The sequence below is a fragment of the Rubidibacter lacunae KORDI 51-2 genome (assembly GCF_000473895.1).
Lineage (GTDB): Bacteria > Cyanobacteriota > Cyanobacteriia > Cyanobacteriales > Rubidibacteraceae > Rubidibacter > Rubidibacter lacunae.
Genome location: NZ_ASSJ01000079.1, coordinates 22,509 through 45,234 on the forward strand (window position 1 = coordinate 22,509; position 22,726 = coordinate 45,234).

Annotated in this window: 14 protein-coding genes and 1 pseudogene; 6 read left to right on the plus strand and 9 right to left on the minus strand. The window is 56.1% G+C overall.

Features of this window, described 5'->3' with window-relative positions; all coding sequences use genetic code 11:
- The first annotated feature begins 386 nt into the window (after positions 1–386).
- The gene (locus tag KR51_RS14175; RefSeq protein WP_022608749.1) at positions 387–3,185 is read left to right on the plus strand and encodes a pentapeptide repeat-containing protein; all 2,799 of its coding nucleotides are present in this window, start codon (positions 387–389) and stop codon (positions 3,183–3,185) included.
- A gap of 451 nt (positions 3,186–3,636) precedes the next feature.
- Here the strand turns inward: KR51_RS14175 and tnpA are convergent, their stop codons facing one another.
- Positions 3,637–4,050: an IS200/IS605 family transposase gene (gene tnpA, locus KR51_RS14180; RefSeq protein WP_022608750.1), complete on the minus strand. Its 414-nt coding sequence runs from the start codon at positions 4,048–4,050 to the stop codon at positions 3,637–3,639.
- Positions 4,051–4,079: 29 nt separating this feature from the next.
- Here tnpA and KR51_RS14185 point away from each other — a divergent pair, with 29 nt between their 5' ends.
- The gene (locus KR51_RS14185; protein WP_022608751.1) at positions 4,080–5,333 is read left to right on the plus strand and encodes an RNA-guided endonuclease InsQ/TnpB family protein; all 1,254 of its coding nucleotides are present in this window, start codon (positions 4,080–4,082) and stop codon (positions 5,331–5,333) included.
- Between the two features lie 3 nt (positions 5,334–5,336).
- Here the strand turns inward: KR51_RS14185 and nblB are convergent, their stop codons facing one another.
- The 5 genes from nblB to KR51_RS14210 form a co-directional block, all read right to left on the minus strand.
- Complete coding sequence (nblB, locus tag KR51_RS14190; protein WP_022608752.1) at positions 5,337–5,996, minus strand: phycobilisome degradation protein NblB; 660 nt, start codon at positions 5,994–5,996, stop codon at positions 5,337–5,339.
- Between the two features lie 154 nt (positions 5,997–6,150).
- Positions 6,151–6,951 (minus strand): DUF2232 domain-containing protein, encoded by an 801-nt coding sequence (locus tag KR51_RS14195; RefSeq protein WP_022608753.1) that lies wholly within the window; start codon positions 6,949–6,951, stop codon positions 6,151–6,153.
- Between the two features lie 116 nt (positions 6,952–7,067).
- On the minus strand, positions 7,068–7,781 hold the full coding sequence (locus KR51_RS14200; RefSeq protein ID WP_022608754.1) for a Crp/Fnr family transcriptional regulator: 714 nt from the start codon (positions 7,779–7,781) through the stop codon (positions 7,068–7,070).
- Positions 7,782–7,949: 168 nt separating this feature from the next.
- Entirely contained in the window at positions 7,950–8,825 is an 876-nt protein-coding gene (locus KR51_RS14205; protein WP_022608755.1) for a branched-chain amino acid ABC transporter permease, read from the minus strand.
- Between the two features lie 363 nt (positions 8,826–9,188).
- On the minus strand, positions 9,189–10,778 hold the full coding sequence (locus KR51_RS14210) for an NAD(P)H-quinone oxidoreductase subunit N (protein WP_022608756.1): 1,590 nt from the start codon (positions 10,776–10,778) through the stop codon (positions 9,189–9,191).
- Positions 10,779–11,095: 317 nt separating this feature from the next.
- Between KR51_RS14210 and topA the strand changes: the two are divergent.
- A pseudogene (gene topA, locus KR51_RS14215) lies at positions 11,096–13,750 on the plus strand (type I DNA topoisomerase); the annotation flags it as partial.
- Between the two features lie 2,588 nt (positions 13,751–16,338).
- Here the strand turns inward: topA and KR51_RS14225 are convergent.
- Positions 16,339–18,096, minus strand: a complete 1,758-nt coding sequence (locus tag KR51_RS14225) for an Rqc2 family fibronectin-binding protein (RefSeq protein ID WP_022608760.1) — start codon at positions 18,094–18,096, stop codon at positions 16,339–16,341.
- Between the two features lie 204 nt (positions 18,097–18,300).
- Here KR51_RS14225 and remA point away from each other — a divergent pair, with 204 nt between their 5' ends.
- On the plus strand, positions 18,301–18,567 hold the full coding sequence (gene remA / locus KR51_RS14230; RefSeq protein ID WP_022608761.1) for an extracellular matrix/biofilm regulator RemA: 267 nt from the start codon (positions 18,301–18,303) through the stop codon (positions 18,565–18,567).
- Positions 18,568–18,582: 15 nt separating this feature from the next.
- Positions 18,583–19,179: a guanylate kinase gene (gene gmk / locus KR51_RS14235; protein ID WP_022608762.1), complete on the plus strand. Its 597-nt coding sequence runs from the start codon at positions 18,583–18,585 to the stop codon at positions 19,177–19,179.
- An 88-nt stretch (positions 19,180–19,267) separates the two neighbouring features.
- On the opposite strand, the gene KR51_RS14240 is transcribed toward gmk, so the two are convergent.
- On the minus strand, positions 19,268–19,888 hold the full coding sequence (locus tag KR51_RS14240) for a thylakoid membrane photosystem I accumulation factor (RefSeq protein ID WP_022608763.1): 621 nt from the start codon (positions 19,886–19,888) through the stop codon (positions 19,268–19,270).
- Positions 19,889–20,026: 138 nt separating this feature from the next.
- Here KR51_RS14240 and KR51_RS14245 point away from each other — a divergent pair, with 138 nt between their 5' ends.
- Entirely contained in the window at positions 20,027–21,376 is a 1,350-nt protein-coding gene (locus KR51_RS14245; RefSeq protein ID WP_022608764.1) for a Mur ligase family protein, read from the plus strand.
- A 227-nt stretch (positions 21,377–21,603) separates the two neighbouring features.
- On the opposite strand, the gene KR51_RS14250 is transcribed toward KR51_RS14245, so the two are convergent.
- Positions 21,604–22,686, minus strand: coding sequence for an ABC transporter ATP-binding protein (locus KR51_RS14250; RefSeq protein ID WP_022608766.1), 1,083 nt, complete (start codon positions 22,684–22,686; stop codon positions 21,604–21,606).
- Between the last annotated feature and the right edge of the window lie 40 nt (positions 22,687–22,726).

A 22,726-nucleotide genomic window follows, 5' to 3' on the forward strand; every position in this document is an offset into this window, starting at 1 on the left:
AGACTGTGTAATTGCGCTGTTCAAAGCGAGCAAAAACTCTCTCTCCTCCAGAGCCGACCTGAACTAATCCTTTAGGATGATTTGTTCCTGGTCCTGTACGTAGGTTTACGCTAGACCCTCTTAGTTCTTGTACAAATCCAACTTGAATAATTGCTTGCGTTCGCTGGCAAAAAAGAAAAATAATGAAGAGGATTGAGTTAATACTGACTAAATCCTCTTCCGCATTGGAGACAGCATCCTTGCTAAGGAAACAGGCAAAGTGACGATAAAGGATTGCGCAGCTTACTGGTGGGGATTGTTTAGGGGCTATATTCCCCCAGCCATCCCCGAATCGCTGCAATCTTCTGAGACAATGATATGTCATCCCCCGAGCTGAGGTGCCGGCGATGAGATATCCGGGTAACAAGTTTGGCTTGAGCGTGACGAAGCCGGTATCGGTGTGGAACCAGGAGGTGAAGGCCGACTTTAGGAATCTGTTCAAAGCTCTCGGCAAAGCCGGGGTAGATGCGGTTTCTGGCAAATGGCTCGGGGTGGGCAAAGATGCAGTCGATGCACTGTCCGCACTGGGCTTGAAAGTAAATGAGCCGGGACAGTTGGCTTGGAGCCTGATTTACAACTCCCTGCAGCAGGCCACCGTAGAGCTGGCGATCGATTCTGAGGGGCTGCTGCCCGATGCCCCGGAGGACTTAGAAACCTTTTGCGATCGCTTGGATTTGTCAGTGTTGGAGGCAACCGAGGTCGCGATCGGCGAGGACTTTTTCGCTCGTCCCGAGAACTTGTCGCTGCTGGAGCCCTGGCAGCAGGTGTTGCAGCGGTGGTTTATGGGATTTGGGGCGGACGAAAGGGAGGCAAAGACCATTGCCCAACGCCTGCCCAGCTATTTCCCGCTGGCAGTCGCGCGTGAATGGCGGGAAAACCAGACGACCTATGCCCCAATCCTGCAGGCTCTGGAGTCACCATTTAGCCAGGCAGCGGAGCGGGAGCTGGGATGGCGGCAATATCAAGCGTGGCTGAAGAAACAAGTGGCAGAGCCGCTGCTGGGAGAGCCCTTTGGTCTGGAAGATGTCTATGTCGATCCCTGTGCTTATTTCCGGCGCAAGTGCGAAGAGGATGGGGAGAGAAGTCGGTATGAGGAATGCGATCGCTACGAGCGCGTAGTGGTGAAGTTGGGGGCGGCGCTACGGGAATGGCTGCATCGAGCCGATCGGAATGACGCGATCCGGGTGGTGAGTGGTGGTCCGGGGTCGGGGAAGTCCTCTTTTGCCAAGATGTTTGCGGCGCGTCACGATTTTGACTTCCCCGTGTTGTTTGTGCCCCTCCATCAATTCGATTTGAAAGGGGACCTGGTGCAGTCTGTGGGGCAATTCGTGCGATACGAGGAGCTATCAGAAAACCCCCTCGATCCAGATAATCGCGACCTGCGGCTTTTGATTATTTTTGATGGTCTGGACGAGCTGTCCAAGCAGGGCAAATTATCTGAAGGCGATGCTAAGGAATTTGTGCGCGAGGTAAACCAAAAAGTCAGCCAGATCAACCAACGCACGACTCACTTACAGGTGGTGATCACAGGGCGAGATGTGGCAGTACAAGGGGCTTTTCGCAATCTGGAGCGAGTTTTCCATGTGCTGCCTTATTTCGAGCCTGAAGCTAAACGATATGAAGAGAGCAACGAGTACTACATCGATGAAGGCGATTGTTTGGCGGTCGATCTCCGGGATGTTTGGTGGCGCAAGTATGGTGAGGTGACCCAGAAGGCATATACAGGGATGCCTGAGGATCTAGATCGGGAGAAACTCACCGAGATTACAGGACAGCCGCTGCTGAATTACTTGGTAGCTTTTACCTATGTAAAGGGCAAGCTCAACCTTTCTGATACAACCAACCTTAACTCCATCTATGCCGATTTGCTTCATGAGGTTTACGAGCGTAGCTATGAGGGCAAAGGGAAGCGGCACAAAGCGATCGGCGATCTGTCCGAGGAAAATTTTCGCCGCATCCTTGAAGAAGTGTCGTTAGCTGCCTGGCACGGTGATGGGCGAACGACCACGGTTGGGGAGATTCGGCAGCATTGTCAGCGAAGCCGTTTGCAGCGTTTGCTCGAGCAATTTGAGGAAGGTGCTAAAGCTGGGGTGACGCGGCTCTTCCTGGCGTTTTATTTTCGCCAAAGTGGCAGCCGGGAAAACGAGCCGACGTTTGAGTTCACGCACAAAAGCTTTGGGGAATATCTGACGGCGGCGCGTATCGTGCGAGCCATGGCCCGCATCCAAGCCAAGCTCGACCAACGTGAAAAAGATTTCGAGGAGGGCTGGGACGAACGAGACGCATTGCTCCATTGGGCAGAAATCTGCGGACCAACCAGGATGGACCCCTATCTGTTGGAGTTTGTCTGGAATGAAGTGTCACTTCGGTCCAAGGAAGACGTGGCGAAATGGCAAAAGACCTTTGCTCGACTCATTGAGGAGATGCTGAAGCATGGGATGCCAATGGAGAAGATCGTGCCGCCCCTGGTTTTCCATAAAGCCAATCGGTGGGCGATTCATGCGGAGGAGTGTTTGTTGGTGGCCTTGAATGCCTGTGCACGCGTTACACGAGAGGTTTCGACGGTTCAATGGACCGAACCAACAACATTTGGTAGTTGGCTTTTGCGGCTCCAAGGTCAGAGGGATTACGAAGACAAGAGTGTTGCTTCAAAATGCCTTTCTTACCTCAATCTCTCGCAAGCAGAACTTTATGCGGCAAATCTGGATGAGGCGCATCTGGCTGGGGCGCATCTGGAAGGGGCGAATCTGTTTCGGGCGCATCTGGATCTGGCGAATCTGGCTGGGGCGAATCTGGAAGGGGTGGAACTGAAAGGGGCGGATCTGTCTGGGGCGGATTTGGAAGGGGCGCATCTGGCTGGGGCGGATCTGGCTAGAGCGCGTCTGGCTGGGGCGCATCTGGCTGGGGCGCATCTGGAATGGGCGATTCTGGCAGAGGCGGATCTGAAAGGGGCGGATCTGGCTGGGGCGCATCTGGATGGGGCGGATCTGGAAGGGGCGCATCTGGAAGGGGCGCATCTGGATGGGGCAGAACTGGATGGGGCGGAACTGGAAGGGGCGCATCTGGCTGGGGCAATAGGTCTTTTTGACAATCTCTCTTGTCCTGAAAAGTATCGCCTCAGAAAACCAATATCGGATGGGGGGTAATCCTGAAGTGTGTTGCTCATGCTGAGCTAGAGCACCGGTACAGAAGTCAAAGATCCTGCATTTTTTGCCCCCCCTGCCCCCCAGTTTTAGGGAGTTCTGAGTCCGGAAGTCCTCCAGAATTGGGGGATTTAGGGTGCTGAATAAGCTATGGGGCGACTAGCGTACCGGTGCTCTAGTCAGAGCAAGGGTTTGAGGCTTCGTCAAAATCTTCATGAATAATCCAGGCTAGCCGCAATTCTGACTTCTGTAACGGTGCTCTAGGGCATGACCAAGTGCGAGTTCTGCACCTACACCCCCCAGCACTGAGCAGATCTGCCTACTGGCTTATCTTTGTTCGATGACTACTCAAGGGCCAACAACGGCTATAGCACTAGAGAGATCCGTCGCAGTGCTTCGCCCATAGCCGAAGGCTTGGGGGGGTGGTGAAGCGGCGGGCGACCGAAGGGAGCAATCACTCAATCTCCGCCTGCTGCTCAATGTAGTGCTTGATGACTGCCAAAGGTGCGCCGCCACATGAAAGCAGGCAGTAGGTTCGGCTCCAGAAAACAGGCTTGCCAAGGTAAATCTGATTGAGGTGCTCAGCAAATTCCTTCCTGATGAGCCGACTTGAAACGGTTTTCAGGTTGTTGACTAGCTTAGACGGCTGCACTTTGGGATTTACCGACATCAGGATGTGAAGGTGGTCGGCCTCTCCGTTGAACTCCACCAGCTCGCACTCCCACTTGTTCAACGTCTCTTCAAAGATTTGCCCGAGCCGCTCCAACATCGGCTTGGTGATACATTTGCGACGGTACTTGGTCGCGACGACTAAGTGAAAATGAATCAGGTAACTGCAGTGTCTAAGTTTGTTTAACTGCTGTGGCATTGCTGATGACTAAAGGTTAAAATGTCCCTATGATAACCCTGACGTATGAGTACAAACTGAAACCGACTAAGCAGCAAGCCGAACAAATCGTCCACGATTTAGAGGTGTGCCGCAAGGTCTGGAACTATGCGCTGAGAGATCGCAAAGATTGGATTGCTTCGCGGAAGTGTTCGATCGACGCCTGCTCTCTGCGTAGCGAGTACATCATTCCGGCAAATGAGCCTTACCCTAGCTTCAAAGTTCAATGCCAGCGTCTAACCCAGGCCAAGAAGGCAAATCTAGATCTAGCTTCGGTCAACGCCCAGGCTTTGCAGCAAGTCCTGAGACGCCTCGACCAAGCATTTGAGCGTCGGCAAAAGCTGAGTGCTGGTTTCCCACGGTTCAAGAAAGCGGGTCGGATGCGGTCATACGTCTTTCCTCAACTGGGTAAGGTGCCGTTGGCACAGGGACGAGTTAAGTTACCTAGTCTTGGCTGGGTGGCGATTCGTCAGTCTCGCCCTTATCCAGAGGGCTTTGTTGTCAAGCAAGCCAGGGTTATCAAACGGGCATCGGGCTATTACCTGATGTTGTCGTTTCAGGCTGACATTGCCATTCCAGGGCCGCCGTCGGTGGGTCATGTTGTCGGGGTGGATGTCGGGCTGGAATATTTTCTTTCCACCTCAGACGGTCTTCAGGTTGTACGACCTAAGTTTTTTGTGGAACTGCAACGCCAGCTGAAATTGCTGCAACGTAGGTTAAAGCGGAAACAAATGGGGTCGGCCAATTGGAAAAAGGCTCAAGCTAAGGTGGCGAGATTGTACGAACGCATCGCCAATACCCGCAAAGACTTTCACTTCAAGCAAGCCCACAAGCTTTGTGATGTCGCTGACGCGATCGTGGTTGAAGACTTGAACCTGATTGGCCTGAGTCGCGGGGTATTAGGCAAGCATATGCTAGATGCTGGTCACGGGCAATTCCTTAATTCGGTGCTTCCCTGGGTTGCATTTAAGCGTGGCAAGGCAGTCGTCAAGGAGGATGCACGGGGAAGCAGTCAGGAATGTCCTGCTTGCGGTGCTGTGGTCAAGAAAAACCTTTCTGACCGCTGGCACCAGTGCTCCTGTGGATGTTCGATGCCCCGTGATGTGGCAAGCGGTATCGTACTGCGGAATAGGTTCTTAGGCCGTGGGGCGCACGGTCTTGAAAATGCCCCTGGAGACGATCTGACGGGGGTGCCTTTTGGGGCATCTAGTCAAGTGTCTGTGAACGGGGAATCTCCAGCTATACGCAAAGCGTTAGCTGGATGAGCGTCAATCCGACATCAGGCGACGCGCTTCGTCGGCTACGGGTTCGGCAGCATCATCGGTCATCCGGGCCACGAGCGATCGCGCTTCGGGCGTATTCAGTCGTCCTAGGGCCTGCACCGTACGGAAGCGGATTTGCCAATCCGTATCGGTAACGAAGGGCTGCAGGAGCTGAACCGCATGCGGGTCGCCCAACTCACCGAGAGATCCGATCGCGACAGTTTGCTCCAAAGTGTTGCTGGAAGTCAGGGCCGTTTGCAGGAGGTCGAAGGCACGCGGGTCGCCCAGCTCCCCGAGCGCGGCTATAACGCTGACGCGCACGAGCCATTCCGACGTTCGCTCGTACAGCGCTTGCAAGTCGTCAAAGGCCCCCTCGGCTTTCAAGGCACCGATCGTATCGGCCGCTGCCGCTTGCACGTCGGGCTCAGGGTCGGATAGTAGCGATCGCAGCAGCGGCAGCACGGCTGCTGGGTCGTCGGCAGCCAGCGAATCCATTTGGCTGACCGCTGCGTAGCGAATGCGCGGGTTGGGATCTTGCAGGACCGGCAAGATCAGCTCCAGGGCTTGCGATCGCTTTAGCTCTCGCAGTTGGTTAATCCCTTTGATGCGCTGGCCGAAGTCTTCGGAGGTTAGGAGAGCGCGGACGGATTCGGGCGTAATGCTCATAGCAGCAAGAGAACTCGACGGCAATACTCATGGACGAATCATGGGACGAACGCGAAACAATCGCTCTATCTCATTGTTTCAGCCGATCGTGTCGGCAGCAGTTTGCTTCAGCACGTTACGTCCGTCAGGGACGACGGGCGACGTTTTCGAACTTTTATTCGTAATCGAAAATGTCGCGAATCCACTGCGGCGGGCGCGGAATCGGATTGCCCAAGCGATCGAGCATCGCCAGTGCTACCAGATGCACCACGAAAAGGTAAATGAGGCTGTTAACGAACACCGCAACTAGGGCTACAGACTGAATTAGCTCCAAGCTAGGTTGTGCCAAAATGCCCAGCTTCACAAACGCCCACTCCAGAAACCCTGCCACCTGGACCAGTGCGAAGGCCCACAAGTCCTCGCCCAGTAAAAGCGACGCCAGCCAAAACCGGAAGAAAAACCCGATCGCGCCCAGCAGCGCGCCGAGCAAAATTGACAGCATCCAACTCGTTCCCCGCCGCCAGCAGGCACCCAACTGCACGCCCATCACCCCAAACGGCATGACGAATAGCACGCTGCGCGTCGGTCCCATCAACACCGTCAACAACAAACCCGCGATCGCACAAGCCATCCAGCCCGCTCGCGGTCCTCTCCGCAGATACGCGAGGGCGATCGGGATCGGGAACGCGACTCGCAAAAGCGGCCCCGGCGGAAAGTACGTATTGATCAACCAAATGAGACCTGATGCACTGGCTAGAAATGCAGTCTCGACCATTGCCAGCGAGCGACTCGGGGGTCCGCTTCGCAAGGCTTCCGCCTCCAAGCTCTCCCCGCCGTCCCAGCCGGATTCGTCGCCCGCATCGACCCAGTTTTCGTCGTCGTCGGGACTATCCGTTGGCTCGTCGGTCTCGTCACTAGCGTCGCCCGACGCTCGCAGTCGCGACTTGTCGGGTGCGGTTGGATCGTCAAAGGGCATACGCGCTCGTCACTGCAAACAGAACGGGACGATCCAGCCGACCCGGTAACAAACGCATTTATCGAACTCGCATCGAGCGTCGGGCGATCGCGCCGCACCTAGCTTAACCCAGCTGTTCAATTCAGTATCTTCTCGAGAGCGCTGACATCGGGAATGCCGAGAATGTGATGTTCGCGCTGGATCAAACCTTTTTTCTCGAGTTTGGTCAGCACGCGCGTGACCGTTTCTCGCGCCAATCCGCTGAGACTGCTCAACTCGCGGTGTGGCAGGTTGGGAATTTCGATGCCGCCTTCTTCAACGAGCTTGCCCTGACCTTCCGCCAAGAACAGCAGCGTGTCCACCACGCGAGAAACGCTATCGGCTTCGCGCAAGCGCAAGCGGCGGTTGACCTGGCGCAAGCGCTTGGCCATGAGTTGGGCCAAACGCACGCCAGCGGCGGGTTCGGTATTGACAATCTTCAAAAAGTCCTGAGCTGGAATGCTGGAGATTTTGGTCGGCGTTAGGGTGATGACATCGGTCGAGCGCGGGACCTCATCCATCGCGGCCATTTCGCCAAAGACTTCGCCCCGCCCGAGAATATTGAGCGTAACTTCCTTGCCATCTTGGTTATAAGTGCGAATTTTCACCCATCCATCAAGGATGAAATAAACCGAACCACCCCAATCATTTTCGAGCAAAATAACTTGATTGGCGGGGTGATTGCGCATCACAACGTGATTGACAAGCTTCTCCAGCGTCTCTTCGGGTAATCCTGCAAAAAAGAAAGCCGCCTCAGTCAGCTCTTTTAGATCGACTGGAGTATTGCGCGCAGCAGTGTATTGATCGTCCATTGGCCGCAAGCTGATGTGAATTGAGCAGGATTCTCCTTGCAAAGTTGGTCCAGAACCTCAACGGTTCCGCAACTTTTAGAAGATAACTGGCAAGCACCTCCTACCGAACCCGGCAAGCGGAGGCAAGCCCATTCCTTTTTAACCTATCTCTGGCAAAAGCGAAGCGGATTACAACGTTCCCTTAAACAATCCTTGCGGTCGCACTAGCAACACGATTGTCATTAGGAACAGGGCCACACCTAGTTTGTACTGGGATCCAAGCAGCGGCACGCTAAGTTCCTGAGCAATGCCGATCGTGTAGGCACCCGCGATCGCCCCGTAGGGATTGCCGATACCACCAAGGATCGTTGCCGCGAACATCGGCAAAATCAAAAACCACCCCATATTCGGACGAACGGCGGCAATCAACCCGTAAGTTGCCCCCCCAGCTGCTGTCAGCACGCCGGCGATCGCCCAGGTCCACAGCACAACCCGCTCGACGTTGATGCCGGCGACGCGTGCGAGGTCGATGTTATCGGCAACGGCACGCATGGCTTTGCCAACCTTGCTGCGCTGCAGGAAAAAGTGCAGTGCCACGATCGCTACAATTGATAGGATGACGACGACGATCCGGTTAAAGGCGATGCGGACGATCGGATCGTCGGGTGGCAGTGCGATTGCAGGCACAACGGGCAAGTCATAGGACAGGTTGGTGCCGCCCCAGACCATCAAGATGGCACTGCGAATAAACAACGCCAGTCCGATAGAGATGACGATCAGCGTCGTCGGCTGCGCGCGGACCTGGCGCATGGGTTGCCATAGGGTACGCTCGGCCAGCAGCATCGCAGCGACAGTAGCAATCGCCCCGAAGATCGTCGACAACCAGATATTCCATCCAAAATTAACGTTCGCGAGCAGCGTGGCGTAGGCGCCAAGGGTCATGAAGTCGCCGTGGGCGAAGTTCGGCAAGCGGAGGATGCCGAACGTAAGCGTCAGACCTACGGCGGCAAGGGCAATGATGCTGCCGAGGGCAATGCCGTTAACGAGGAGTTGCAGGGGGTCCATCGAGGGTTTCGTTCGGTATCCGGTAACAGCCAAACGCAAATCGCTATCGACCCACTTTACCGGATCGGCGCCATCGAGAGCTGCTCGACGGTCGGTCGGAGCCAGGTAATACTCTCCACGGACCGTGAGCCTGCCAGAGTGGGCCACCGGATCGCCGAACCGGGCTGGCTCAGGACAATGCAACCGCAGTTGATGCTGTGTACGACCGGGCAGGCACATGTCGAGTCACCCGAGGCGGCAAGGCGATGTCGCGGCGATCGCGGGAGCGGTGGGGCAAAGCTTCGGGATAGAGCGCACGAGCGTGTCATTCCCAACCTCCTGCACTCGGGTGATTATGCTGGGAACGTAGGGCTGGTGAGCGACCTATTCGCTGCGAGCGAATACCGGCTCGAGAACGAGCGATACTTGCGGTTGCTCCGCAGCCGCAGACTGCGGCTGCACGAGTGCTGGTTGCAGCATCGTCGTGTGCGCAACGGATTCAGTCACCAACGTGAAGAGCGGATTGGAGAGAATACCTGCCAGTGACGTTGCCACGAGCGATAGGACCAAGCCAGCTCGTAGCGGGCGCATACCGTTAATATTCTCGTCGCCCGAGGGATAGTTCTTCACTGCCTCGGACATCTCCTGGGGCTCCTTCACGACCATCATCTTCACGACGCGGACGTAGTAATAAATTGAGATGACGCTCGTGACCAATCCCAGCAATACCAAACCATAGAGTCCGGCTTGCCAACCCGCCCAGAACAAGTAAATCTTGCCGAAGAAGCCGGCCAGGGGTGGAATGCCGCCCAACGACAGCAAACATACACTCAAGCTCAATGTCAGCAGCGGGTCTTTTTGATAAAGTCCTGCATAATCACTGATTTGGTCCGTCCCCGTCCGCAATGCAAACAGAATCACGCCAGCGAACGCGCCCAGGTTCATGAACAGATACACCAGCAAATAAAAGATCGTGCTGGAGAAGCCGGCCTCCGTCGAAGCCACCAAGCCGATCGTGATGAATCCCGCTTGCCCGATCGACGAGTACGCCAGTAGGCGCTTCATGCTGGTTTGCGCGAGCGCAACGGCGTTCCCCAGAACCATGCTCAGAATCGCCAGGGTGGAGAAAATCAAGCGCCACTCTGCCGTATCCAGCGGAAATGCCATCACCAGCAGTCGAATTGCCAGGGCGAAGCCAGCTGCCTTCGAACCCACAGACAGAAACGCCACCACCGGGGTCGGCGAGCCTTCGTATACATCCGGCGTCCATTGGTGGAACGGCACCGCCGAAATCTTGAAAGCGATACCGGCAATCACAAACACTAAGGCGATCGCCGTTGCCAAGGTTTGGGTACTGCCAGCTGCTGCCATACCGGCGGCAATTTCCACCAGATTCGTCTCGCCGCCGGAGAGCCCATACAGCAGCGATGACCCGTAGAGAAAGATTGCCGAACTCGATGCACCGATCAGCAGGTATTTCAATGCGGCTTCGTTCGACCGCGAGTCGCGCTTCATGTATCCCGTCATCAAATAAGAGGAGATACTGAGTGTCTCCAAGGAGACAAAGATCGTGACCAAGTCGTTCGCGCCGGACAAAAACATGCCGCCGAGCGTCGCGGTTAACAGCATCGCTACAAACTCCGACAGCGCCGTTCCCGACTGCTCCACATAGCGAATCGACATCAGGATCGTGGTTGCTGTCGATAGGGCAATGATGCCTCGGAACAGAATGCTTAAGTCATCCCCATTGAAACTGCCCAAGAGTGCCAGGGGGTGGGGTGAATCCCACTGGTAGCACAGTGCCACAATCGCGCCCAGCAACCCCGCGATCGCTACGTACGGCAGCCAGCGGGCTGCACCGCGTCCGAAAATCAAGTCGCCTACCAGTACCGCCATCAGCGCCACCAGGACGATCGACTCGGGGAGAATCGGGGCGACGTTGAGCGGACCGGCAAAATTGCTGCTGTAGTCCATCGCGTTAGGCTCGGGTGATGAATAGTGAAGTTCAGATGCCAGCTTACAGCCTACCAAGATCTGCTTAACTAATTGCAATGATTCCGAAAGAGACCGCTGCGTCCGGCGATCCCTCCGCGCGACCGAGCAACGTTTTCCACCGCGAATGTTAAGGTCATTAGCAACTTAGTATTAGATTTGGTATTCGTAAGGAATGCTGGCAACCATTGGTTTCCATGCGCCAGAGTTCCTCTCCCGGCTTTCCGCTCGGCTACCCTGCTGTAGTGGTGGCAACCTAAAACTGAGCCATTCACCTGCTCTCTCTCACCGTGCCGCCGATGTCTAAGCTCGTCATCGTCGAATCCCCGACCAAAGCTCGTACGATCCGCCAGTACTTGCCGACCGGTTATCGCGTCGAAGCCTCAATGGGTCACGTCCGCGACCTCCCAGCGTCGGCAGATGAAGTGCCGGCAAAGGTTAAGGGTGAAGATTGGGCAACGCTCGGCGTTAATGTTGCGGCAAGTTTCGAGCCGCTCTATGTCATCCCCAAAAAGAAACAAAAAGTTGTTAAGGAGTTGAAAGCCGCGCTGGCCGATGCCGACGAACTCGTATTAGCAACGGACGAAGACCGCGAAGGCGAGAGCATTTCCTGGCATTTGAAAGAGCTGCTCAAGCCCAAGGTGCCGATCAAGCGTATGGTTTTCCACGAAATCACTCGCGAGGCCATCCGGAAGGCGTTGAACAACTGCCGCACCCTCAATGAAGACCTCGTTCACGCCCAAGAAACCCGCCGCATCCTCGATCGCTTGGTGGGCTATACGCTTTCTCCGTTGCTCTGGAAAAAGATCGCGCCGGGGCTTTCGGCCGGGCGCGTTCAGTCTGTAGCAGTGCGGCTCCTGGTGCAGCGCGAGCGAGAAAGACAGGCGTTTAAGTCCGGAACGTACTGGGACCTTAAAGCTTTACTCGCCAAGGATAAAAGCGATTTCGAAGCCAAGCTCGTTTCCCTCAGCGGCAGGCGTCTGGCTACGGGCAGTGATTTCGATGCCAGCACCGGTCAACTATCGGCCGGTCGCAACGTGGTGCTTCTCAACGCCGAGGACGCTGCCGCGCTTAAAGACCGCCTCGACGGTAAGCCCTGGTCGGTGAGTGCCGTGGACGAGCGGCCGACTACCCGCAAGCCCTCGCCTCCGTTCACGACTTCGACGTTGCAGCAAGAAGCCAACCGCAAATTGCGTATCTCCGCACGCGACACGATGCGAGTCGCTCAGAGCCTTTACGAGCAAGGTTTCATCACCTACATGCGGACGGACTCCGTCCACCTGTCCGACCAAGCCGTGACGGCCGCGCGCTCGTGCGTCGAGCACAAGTACGGCAAAAACTATCTCAGCCCCAAGCCGCGTCAGTACAAAACCAAATCTAAAGGCGCACAGGAAGCCCACGAAGCCATCCGTCCTGCTGGTGAAACCTTTCGCACGCCCCAAGATACTGGATTGAGCGGTCGGGAGCTGTCGCTGTACGACTTAATTTGGAAGCGGACGGTAGCGTGCCAGATGGCCGACGCCCGCTTGACCCAGACTAGCGTGCGCCTTCAAGTCGAAGATGCCGAGTTTCGCGCATCCGGCAAGCGCATCGACTTTCCCGGCTTCTTTCGGGCTTATGTCGAAGGGTCGGACGATCCGGAGGCCGCGCTCGAAGATCGCGAAGCCATTCTGCCGCATCTGGGCGTGGGCGATCGCCCCGATTGCCGCACCCTCGAAGCCCTCTCCCACGACACGCAGCCGCCCGCTCGCTTCACCGAAGCTTCTTTGGTTAAAACCCTGGAAAGCGAAGGCATCGGTCGTCCCAGCACCTACGCCACGATCATGGGCACGATCGTCGATCGCGGCTACGTGTTGATGCGCAATAGCACGCTGATCCCCACTTTCACGGCCTTTGCAGTCACTGGATTGTTGGAAGAACATTTCCCCGACCTTGTCGATCCGGGTTTCACGGCTCGCATGGAACAAACCCTCGACGATATTGCTACCGGGGGCGTGCAGTCGGTGCCCTACTTGGAGACTTTTTATTCGGGCGATCGCGGCTTGGAGAACCAGGTCAAGGAACGCGAAACCAACATCGATCCAGCAACAGCAAAAGCCATCTCGATGGCGACCCTGGAGGACGCGATCGTGCGCATCGGTCGCTACGGTCCATACGTAGAAGTTAAAGCCGACGGAGCGGAGCCAGTGACGGCATCCCTCCCCGAAGACTTAACGCCAGCCGATCTCGACCCGGATCGCATTCAGACCTTGGTGCGCCAGAAGCTCGAAGGTCCCGACAAGGTGGGATTGCATCCAGAGACGGGCGAACCAATTTACTTGCTGGTGGGACGCTACGGCCCGTACGTGCAGCTCGGCGATAAAACCGAGACCAACAAGCAACCCAAGCGTGCATCCCTGCCCAAGGGCACGCCTCCCGAAGAGCTGACGCTCGAGCAGGCGGTCGGACTTCTAAAACTGCCGCGACTGCTGGGCACGCACCCGGAAACCAACCGCCCCGTGAAGGCAGGTGTCGGTCCTTACGGTCCCTACATCGTTCACGAGCGGGGCAAAAACGAGCAGGGCAAAGTCGTCAAGGACTACCGCTCACTGAAAAAGGAAGACGATGTGCTGTCAGTTGGGTTGGAGCGCGCGCTGGAACTGCTGGCGCAACCCAAGGCCGGACGCGGGCGCGGTACGAAACCCCCCCTGCGCGCACTCGGCAACCACCCCGAAGATGGCGAACCCGTAAACTTGTTCGACGGCAAGTACGGTCCCTACGTCAGCCACGGGAAGGTTAATGCCTCGCTACCGGATGGCGCGACACCAGATAACATCACTCTGGAGCAAGCGATCGCGGCGATTGCTGCGAAAGGTCCGACTAAGTCGAGGAGCAAATCGAGCAAGTCGGGCAAGTCCACTGCAACAAAATCCCGAACCGTTAGCAAGTCTGCAAGCGCCTCGTCGTCGAAGACGACTAAGTCGACGGCCAAGGCAAAGTCTTCAAAGAGTAAGTCCTCGGAAAGTAAATCCTCAGCTGACAAGTCGTCGTCCAGCACATCTACTTCTACCAACGGTCAATCGGCGGACTCGACGGCGAGCAAGAAAACAACCGGAAAAACCACAGGGCGAAGCAAGAAAGTGACGTAAAGACAACGGGTAGTCCGGCACAGTGAGGCTAGCACAGGTGCAGAACCCTCATTTAGCATGCTCCTAGCCCATTACAAGCATCTCATACCAACTCTAGGAAGTGCTGCGACAAATGGCAGCTCGGGAACTTTTACTCCCGGGGCTCGCTAGCACCATCTGTCTTAGGCATTTCTGCAATTGGTATCACTTCAGGAAAACAGACAACTGATTCATTCTCGTGGGACGAGTTCGCCTACGCCGGCAGCATAGGTTTGTATTGAATCTCATGCAGCGGCCCGCGCATTGTCACCCAAGAGGCTGCCTGTGTCGTTCAGTTGTATTTGTCGGCATTAGTTCTCTTGCTACCAGTTGTTGCCGATGTCGTTGTCTTTGGGTTCTACGCCCTAATTGATTGGCCGGTACTCAAGCAAGTTTTTCAGAACTATTAGACCTTGGTAGCGCATTCGCAGAGCCTATCCAAGCTATTGGTTGCTGCAGCCGCTCAAAACACTCACCGCATCATCTGTTTGCAAGAGAGTGGCTGCACGCTGCCAAGAGCGATTCTTGGCACCATGAATGGAGTTGGATGGTCTCTGCAATGCACCATAGCGGCCTAGTCGGAATTGCACTTGAAATCGACTTTTTACCCGACTGTGACGCCTCTGTGCGAGCAGTTGTGGCAGTTGGCTTGGCGGCACTAGGTTGTGTGAAAAACTGGCAACTTTCGGCATTCAAGTCGGACTGCAACTGTTATAAGAACCGTCGAACTGAGCCATTGTGACGATATGTTTCCGAGGGTGTAAGGGGATGCTGGGAAGCGTTAACGTGAGGTTAAGGCACAGAGGAGCCGACAGGAAGGTTCCGATTAAGGATTAGGAATCGCAGCACCGTGCCATCCGCTCGATTCCAACGCAGCCCGAACCCGCCAATCCTCAAAAAAGGGTAGTGCATCTTCCTCAATAAGAACTTGATGCCGCCGTGCTCGATCCAAGCTCGATGTGAAGCTAGAGTTCGCGAGGAACGCAACTCGACCTCAAGCCAGGTTAGGCAACGTTGAAGGCGAGTAAGTTCTGAAGGGTTGTGGTTTAGTGTCCCATTACCGACTCGAAAGAAGAGTCGATTCATTCATTGCCAACCCAAAAAAAGTCAATCACACTTAACGTACTTCAGAAGGAGATAGGGAGCGAGGTTGCCATCAGCCTTGCTCCTTTTCAGTTGCTCCGGACTTTTGCATTCGCAAACCCGAGAATTGGACGCGATCGTGGTTGCCATCCGAGGGTGCAGTGTCTGCGGTTTGTTTTGCAATGTACTGGCTCTCTATCAATAATCATTGAGCTGCTTTTAGGCAATCATGCAGAACGATGGAGACAAATAAATGAACCGCTTTAACTCGTGCAAGCAGCTGTTGCTACGCAGTGCTCAATTGGCAAACGTTCAGCATGAGATTGCCGAGCAGCGATATTGTGAAAATATGTTTCTGGGGTTGCAGAGGGGGCTAGAAAGCGTTAATTTGAGGTTAAGGCACAAGAGAACCGACAGGAAGGTTCTTAAGAATTTGGGAAATCGAGCATAGTGCCATCCGCTTGATTCCAACGCGACCCGAACCCGCCAATCCTCAAAAAAAAGGAAGCTCGTTTTCCTCAGCTGGTATCAGTACCGACTGCTCGAAGAGACATTAAAGTCTCTGGGGAGGGGCCACGAGGAAAGCACTCAACCGCAAGCCTGGTTAGGCAAGCTCGAAGGCGAGACAGTTCTGCAAGGTTGCGTCGTTGTTCTTATCGTTACCGGCTCAAACAGTAGAGTCGCTTCGCTCATTGTCAACTACAAAGTCAATCGAAACTTATAGCTCGAGAAAGGGCTAGGTTGCCGTCAACCTAGCCCTTTCTCAATTGCATTCGCGTTTCGCGCTGTATGTTTGCTGTCGCTTGGTTTCAATATCGATTCGAACCAGCGCAACTCGAGCCAATGGAGATCGCATTAGCTTCCTCGGAGATCGGTTCACCATCTCGGCCTCACGGCAAATGATTCAATTAGCAACGGATAGGGGACTAAGAACAATTGCCAAGATGGGCGTTCTGGGGCTCGCTTGTTTTTGACTCGGAATATTCGATCCTACCCCTCAAAACCATACCAAATCCAGAAAAAGAAACTTCAATGCACCTCGATCGAATCGCCCAAGACCGAAGGTCGGCACGGCGGAAGGCATTTGAGCTGCCGGAACGCCACAATCCGGTAAATTTTGATGTGCCCTTCATGTTAAGTACGCCTCTGGTCTCACATAAATAGGAAGCTTGTGGGAGTGCCCTCGCTGATAGCCTCTAGGGAGGAGGTCCCCTTCGCTCTGTTTGGTTCGTCGCAACTGTTAGATGACGGAACGAGAGACCTGAGCAGCATCGCGTCGAGCGATCGGTGGGGTACCGTATTTGCTCGATCGCTTACGGCATTACCTCGCCTGAGGGATTGCGGGCGATCGCCTGTGGGCTGCCCCACAAAACCCGTTCGTGGGAATAGATTGCTGTGCCGGGAAGCGCACCTTTGGGTTTGAAGACGTGTTTGGGCTCGGTGTAGATCACCGGGACGCGATCGCCCTGCCGCGCTCGGCTGTGGAAAGCAGCGAGGTCTGCTGCAAATTGGAGATCGGCATCGTCAGGAACCGCACCGGGTGCGAGACGCAACAGCACGTGACTGCCGGGAATTTCTTGGGCGTGGAACCATAAATCGTACTCGACAGCTGTGCGGAAACTGAGGCGATCGTTTTGGCGGTTGTTGCGGCCGACGAGCAACTCGCAGCCGCTCGGTGCGCGATATCGTAAGGGCTGCGCCTCAGTAAGGTTGTCGGCATCGCCGCTATTGCGACGGCGATCGCGCGGCGAAATCAAGTAGTTTTCTTGAATTAACTCCGCGCGGATTTCTTCGAGCGCCTGCAGATCGTCGGGTGTCGTGTAACAATCGAGGCGCGCGAGCGCGGCTTCGACGCGCCCCAGATAATCGGCTTCCGCGCGCACGTCCTGCAGCAACGGCTCGATAGCAGTGCGAGCGCGCTTGAGTTTCTGGTGGCGTTTGTAGAGAGCCTGAGCATTTTGAACGGCATTCTTTTCGGGATCGATCGCAATCTCTACGGGCTTTCCCGTTGCGAAATCCGGTAGCGCGATCGCTGTCATTCCCGGCTGCCATTCGTGAAGATAAGCCATGAGCAGATCGGCTCGCTCGCGATAGCTATCGGCATCGTTGGACTGCTGCAATCGTTCCTCAAAACGCCGGATCTTTTGCTCGATTTTAGTAGTTGCATTCTTCACTTTCTGCAACAGTTGTTGGTGCAATTGTGTGAAGACTTGCCGTTCGAGAATCCGCCCGTAATAGCTCTGTAACAATGTCTGAACCGACTGCTCGGGTGCGACGCAATTCCAACCGAGGACCGTGTAACCGCCGTCCGTCCAGCCCGGAACAAATGTCTTGTTTTCCAAGGCACTTAACCACTCGTGCCAGCGTTCGTATAACAAGTGCCACTCGCCATCGTGGAGGTCGTCAGTCGAGCGGTCGGCATCGATGCCCACTGCCGCGCTCAGCGATCGCGCTAGGGTCGGACCGACGCCGCGATAGCTTTTCAACAGCTGCTTCCAAAGTTTGCCCGGTACCAGTCGCACCCGATCGCGCCAGTCAGTGAAGGCCTCCTCACCGGTCGGCACGGTGCCCGTCAGCGGCGGTGGTGGTTCGTAGGGTTGCCCCGTCAGTACCGGCCGCAACCGCGACTGCTCGGGGGATACTTGGTGCGCGACCGTCACCACGTTGCCACCGGCATCCACCAACACCGTGTTGCTATACTTGCCAACGATTTCTACGTACAGGTGCCACAACACCGCATCGCCCGGCCGGGGGGCAAACTGCAGATCGACCACCCGTTCCCAGGGGGCGATCGTGGCAATATCGACCAGGGCCAATCCGTTGACTTGGTGACGTAATTGCTCGCTGAAGGCAAACGTATCGGGCGTTCGCGGCGGCGGCTCGCCCACATGCAAGCGCGCGGCTTGGGGGTGCCAAGAAATCGTCAGCCAGTCCCGACCGCGCAGCGTCCGCAACGCGAGCGATAACGTGTGGCGATCGCGTTGATAAACTTGCTCGGCGCGGGCAGGCAACCATCCCGCTCGAAGCTCAACTAGCACCGCGCTTAATGTGGTGAAATCTACTCCTTGCATCCCTCGCCCTCGGGTGAAATCGCCCAGTTCGATCCTCCTAAAGGAGGAGAATTGTCGCGAAAACACAGGCAATTGGTCGTAAATTTAACCAAATCGACGAGAACCTCATGCTCGCTTAACTTTTCGATTGTAGAACTATTCATTATCGATACTATTGAGGCAGCAGCCCTACCCCGCCTTGCGAGCGTCCGCTCGTTTCTCTGAATGGATATCCAATTGATAAATATCGGCTTTGGTAATATTGTCTCTGCCAACCGAGTAGTTGCTATTGTCAGTCCCGAGTCAGCGCCGATTAAACGCATCATTACCGATGCCCGCGATCGCGGGCAGCTCGTTGATGCTACTTACGGTCGCCGCACTCGTGCTGTTATCATTACCGACTCCAGCCACATCATTCTTTCGGCGATTCAGCCGGAAACCGTGGCGCATCGCTTTGTCGTTCACCGCGACGGGCACGAAGATCGCAATTAACGCGACAGTTATTCCATGCAAGCAACCAAGCTCATCGTTCTCACCGGCCCGAGCGGTGTCGGCAAGGGCACTCTTGTGCGCTCGTTACTTCAACGCCACCCGGATTTACAACTCTCGGTTTCGGCTACGACTCGCGCCCCCCGGCCTGGTGAAGTCCACGGCCAAGATTATTGGTTTCTCGCGCGCGCGGAGTTCAAAGCAGCGATCGCTGCGGGCGAGTTACTGGAATGGGCTGAGTATGCGGGTAACTATTACGGCACGCCGCGCCAAATGGTATCGGAGCAATTTGCGGCGGGGAAGTCGGTGTTGTTGGAAATCGAGCTGGCGGGAGCGCGGCAGGTGCGCGCGCAGTACGATGCAGAGATCGTTTCCATCTTTCTACTGCCGCCGTCGCTCGACGAGTTGGAGCGCCGCTTGCGCGATCGCGGTAAAGACAGCGAAACGGCGATCGCCAAACGCCTTGCCCGCGCCCGCGAGGAAGTTGCCGCCCAGCACGAATTCGATTGGCAAATTATCAACGATGATTTGGAAACGGCCCTGCAACAGTTGGAAACTGCCATTTACGGCGCGACCTCCTGCGCGACCGCCGATCCCATGAGTCCGTCGGCATGATGGTTGGAGACGCAACGCGATTGTCGCCGCGCTGTCCGATGCGATCGCCCCGCAACTGCCGAACTGCCCCTGGCAAGTCGCCCGAACTTTACTCTTCCGTCAGCTCGTAGAGAATCTCGTTAACCGGACGGCGTTTCAGCTCGACGGATTCCGTTCGCGGGAGTAGGTCGAACACTTCGCGGAAGGCATCGTCGACCGCTTCAAATTCCACTTGTCCCGTGCCATCGAACGCCACGGCACCGCTACCGTCGATCAAAACCGTTTGAGGCACTGCTCCACTATAAAAGTAACCGGCTTCGGTGCGCGCGAACTCGCGACCGTCCTGCAATGAGTCGACATTGATGGCAATGAAACTGGCGGCGCGTCCGTAGAAGCGTTGTAGCCGGGTGACGGACACGGCATACTCTTTGCAATCGCGGCTGTCGTCAAGATAAAACACAAGCAACGCCGGTTTCCCGGCCCGCAACGATTCGGCGAGAGTGACGTGCGGCGGAACCAACGAGCCGTTCCCGCCATAAAGCGCGAAAATATTGCCTTCGTAGCGATCGTCGTCGACGCTGGCGATCGCGGGGGCGCCACTCAGCAACAAGCCGATTGCTGCTAGCGTCACGGTCAGGTAGCAGAGGCGACGAACCGTCTGCCACGGCAGCGAGCGGACGCGCGCTAGAGCGGGCAGTAAAACATGCGGCAGTACGTGCGGAAAATCCATCAGTCATCCCTCGCTTATATTCCTGCGGACCCGAACGTTCCTGCCGAGCAGTGCGAGCGCGTCCGTAAACTTTCGTAGACTCCGTAAACTATTGTGCAACCAGGCGGACGCAACGCGCGATCGCTCAGGAGGACGACCGTGCCAAGCAAACAGCAATTCGGCGACCGGCTGCGGCTGGGACTTGCCGTACTCGTCGCGAAAAGCGTGACGGCTGCGGTACGCGGCTTGCGGTTGGGTGCCGCCAGCGTGCTACCGGGCGAAATCGCGCGGCGGCTGCATCCGCGCTTATTGCCGTTGTTGTTCGAGCAGGTGTGCCAGGGCGTCGTGCTGGTGGTCGGCACGAACGGCAAAACGACGACGTCGCTGCTGTTGCGGACGATGTTGGAACAAACTGGCGCGCGCGTCACTCACAATGCCGCTGGCGCAAACCTATTGAACGGGTTAATAACGGCATTGCTGGCCGATGCCAATTTATTCGGGCAACTCGACGCCGACTACGCCATCCTAGAGGTTGACGAAAACATTTTGCCGCTGGTGTTGCGGGACTGCCGCCCGCGCTCGATCTTGGGTCTCAACCTATTTCGCGACCAACTCGATCGCTACGGCGAAGTCGATACGATCGGACGGCGCTGGCAAGCAGCGATCGCGCCACTTCCTACCGATACGGCGATCGTGCTCGCTGCCGACGACCCGACCCTAGCGAATTTGGGAGCGAAACTATCCCAGCGCGTGGCTTACTTTGGACTGAGCGAGCCCGAGCTCTATCTCGACGAGATTCCCCACGCAGTCGATTCGATCTACTGTCCGCGCTGCGGTACCGCTTTGGATTATGCAGGAGTCTACTTGTCTCACTTGGGCGATTACACTTGCTCGAACTGCGGGTTTGCTAAGCCGCAGCCGGCACTGAACAGCCGCGAGTGGCCGCAAATCCTCATCGGCGTTTACAACAAATACAATACGCTCGCGGCGGCAACTATTGCCAAGGAACTTAACGTTCCGCTCGAGGGCGTAAAAACCGCTATCCAATCGTTTCGAGCTGCGTTCGGTCGCGCCGAGGAACTGACCGTTGCCGGCAAACACGTCCGCATTCTCCTCTCGAAAAACCCCGTCGGCACCAACGAAACTATCCGCGCGGTTGTACAACAACGGGATGGCGGAAAAACGTCAGTCGTGCTAATTGTTCTTAACGATCGCATTCCCGACGGCACGGACGTATCGTGGATTTGGGACGCCGACACGGAGAAGTTACTCGCTAGTGGCACGCTTGTTGTTAGTGGCGATCGGGCTTACGATATGGCACTGCGGCTGCAGTACGGTTGCGAAACTTTAAAACAAGCCGGAGCGGCAATCCTCGTCGAGCCGGAACTGTCCCGAGCGGTCGATCGCGCGCTGGAACTAAGCCCTACAGGTGAAACCCTGCATGTCTTGCCGACGTATTCGGCCATGCTCGAAGTCCGGCAATTGTTGACCGGGCGCAAGATCTTGTAGTTCAGGAACTCTGGCAATTCGCGCGGTCTGCGATCCCGTCATGACACGCAAACAGAGTAATGGCAACTAATGCCTTCAAAGCCACAAGCCTCTCTCAAGGAACGTTAGTTAATCGTCTCAAAAATGAGGGTGTCAAGTTTTTTGTTTAAGCCAGTGGACCTCAATCGGTGCAGAACTCAGCCTTTTCCCTTTTCCAGCACGATGCCCTAAGCTGGCGGTGCTAGTACTCAGCCTGAATCCGACTGTGAGAGGCGATCGCCCGACTCCGCGTCGAACCAATGCAGCCCGCCGGACGCGATCGCGAGCTGGACGTCATCACCGTGGGAGGCATCTGCCGGAACCAGCGCGCGCAGCGTCTTTTCCGCATCGCCGTCAAGCCGCACGCTAAGCAGTTTCTCTTTGCCGAGATCCTCCACCAGAAACACCTTGCCGCCTACTGTCAGTTCGCCTTCATCAGTCGCCAACGTCAGGTCTTCCGGACGGATGCCGAGAACCACACGCGACGGTTTTTGCTGTAGGTCTGGTAAGAGAATTTCAGCATTGCCTAAGATGGCGCGATCGCCCTTGCAGCCGAGCGTTAGCAAGTTCATCTGCGGGCTGCCCATGAAGCTGGCGACGAAGGCATTAGCCGGGACGTTGTAGACCTCGTAGGGCGTCGCGAGCTGCTGCAGCACGCCGTCGAAGAGTACGGCAATGCGCGTCGAGAGCGTCATAGCTTCAACTTGGTCGTGCGTGACGTAGACGACGGGTTTGTTTTGCGCTTCGAAGATTTGTTTGAGTTCGGCACGAACTTGTTCGCGCAGCAACGCATCGAGGTTGCTCAGCGGTTCGTCGAGCAAGAATGCCTCCGGTTTGCGCACGAGCGCCCGTGCCACGGCGACGCGCTGCCGCTGACCGCCGGACAGTTGACCGGGCTTGCGCCCGAGTAATGCCCGATCCAGTCCGAGCTTTTGAACGACGCCGTTGATGCGCTGTTGGATTTCACTTGCGTCAACCTTGCGAAGGCGTAAGGGCGAGGCAATGTTCTCGGCAACGGTCATGTGCGGGTACAGAGCATAGCTTTGGAAAACCATGGCAATGTTGCGATCGCCAGGTGGCACGTTGTTAATGGTTTTGCCATCGAGAATCACGCGTCCGCGGGAGGGCTCTTCCAAACCAGCAATCAGGCGCAGCGTCGTCGATTTACCGCACCCGGACGGACCGACGAAGGTCAGAAATTCCCCGGAGTCAACCTCGATACTGAGTTCCTTGATTGGAACGGTTTTGGAGTTATATTCCTTGCGGACGTTTTGTAACTCGAGTTTTGCCATGGTTTTCGCGATCGCGTGTGGTCGTTTAGAGTGTGTACGC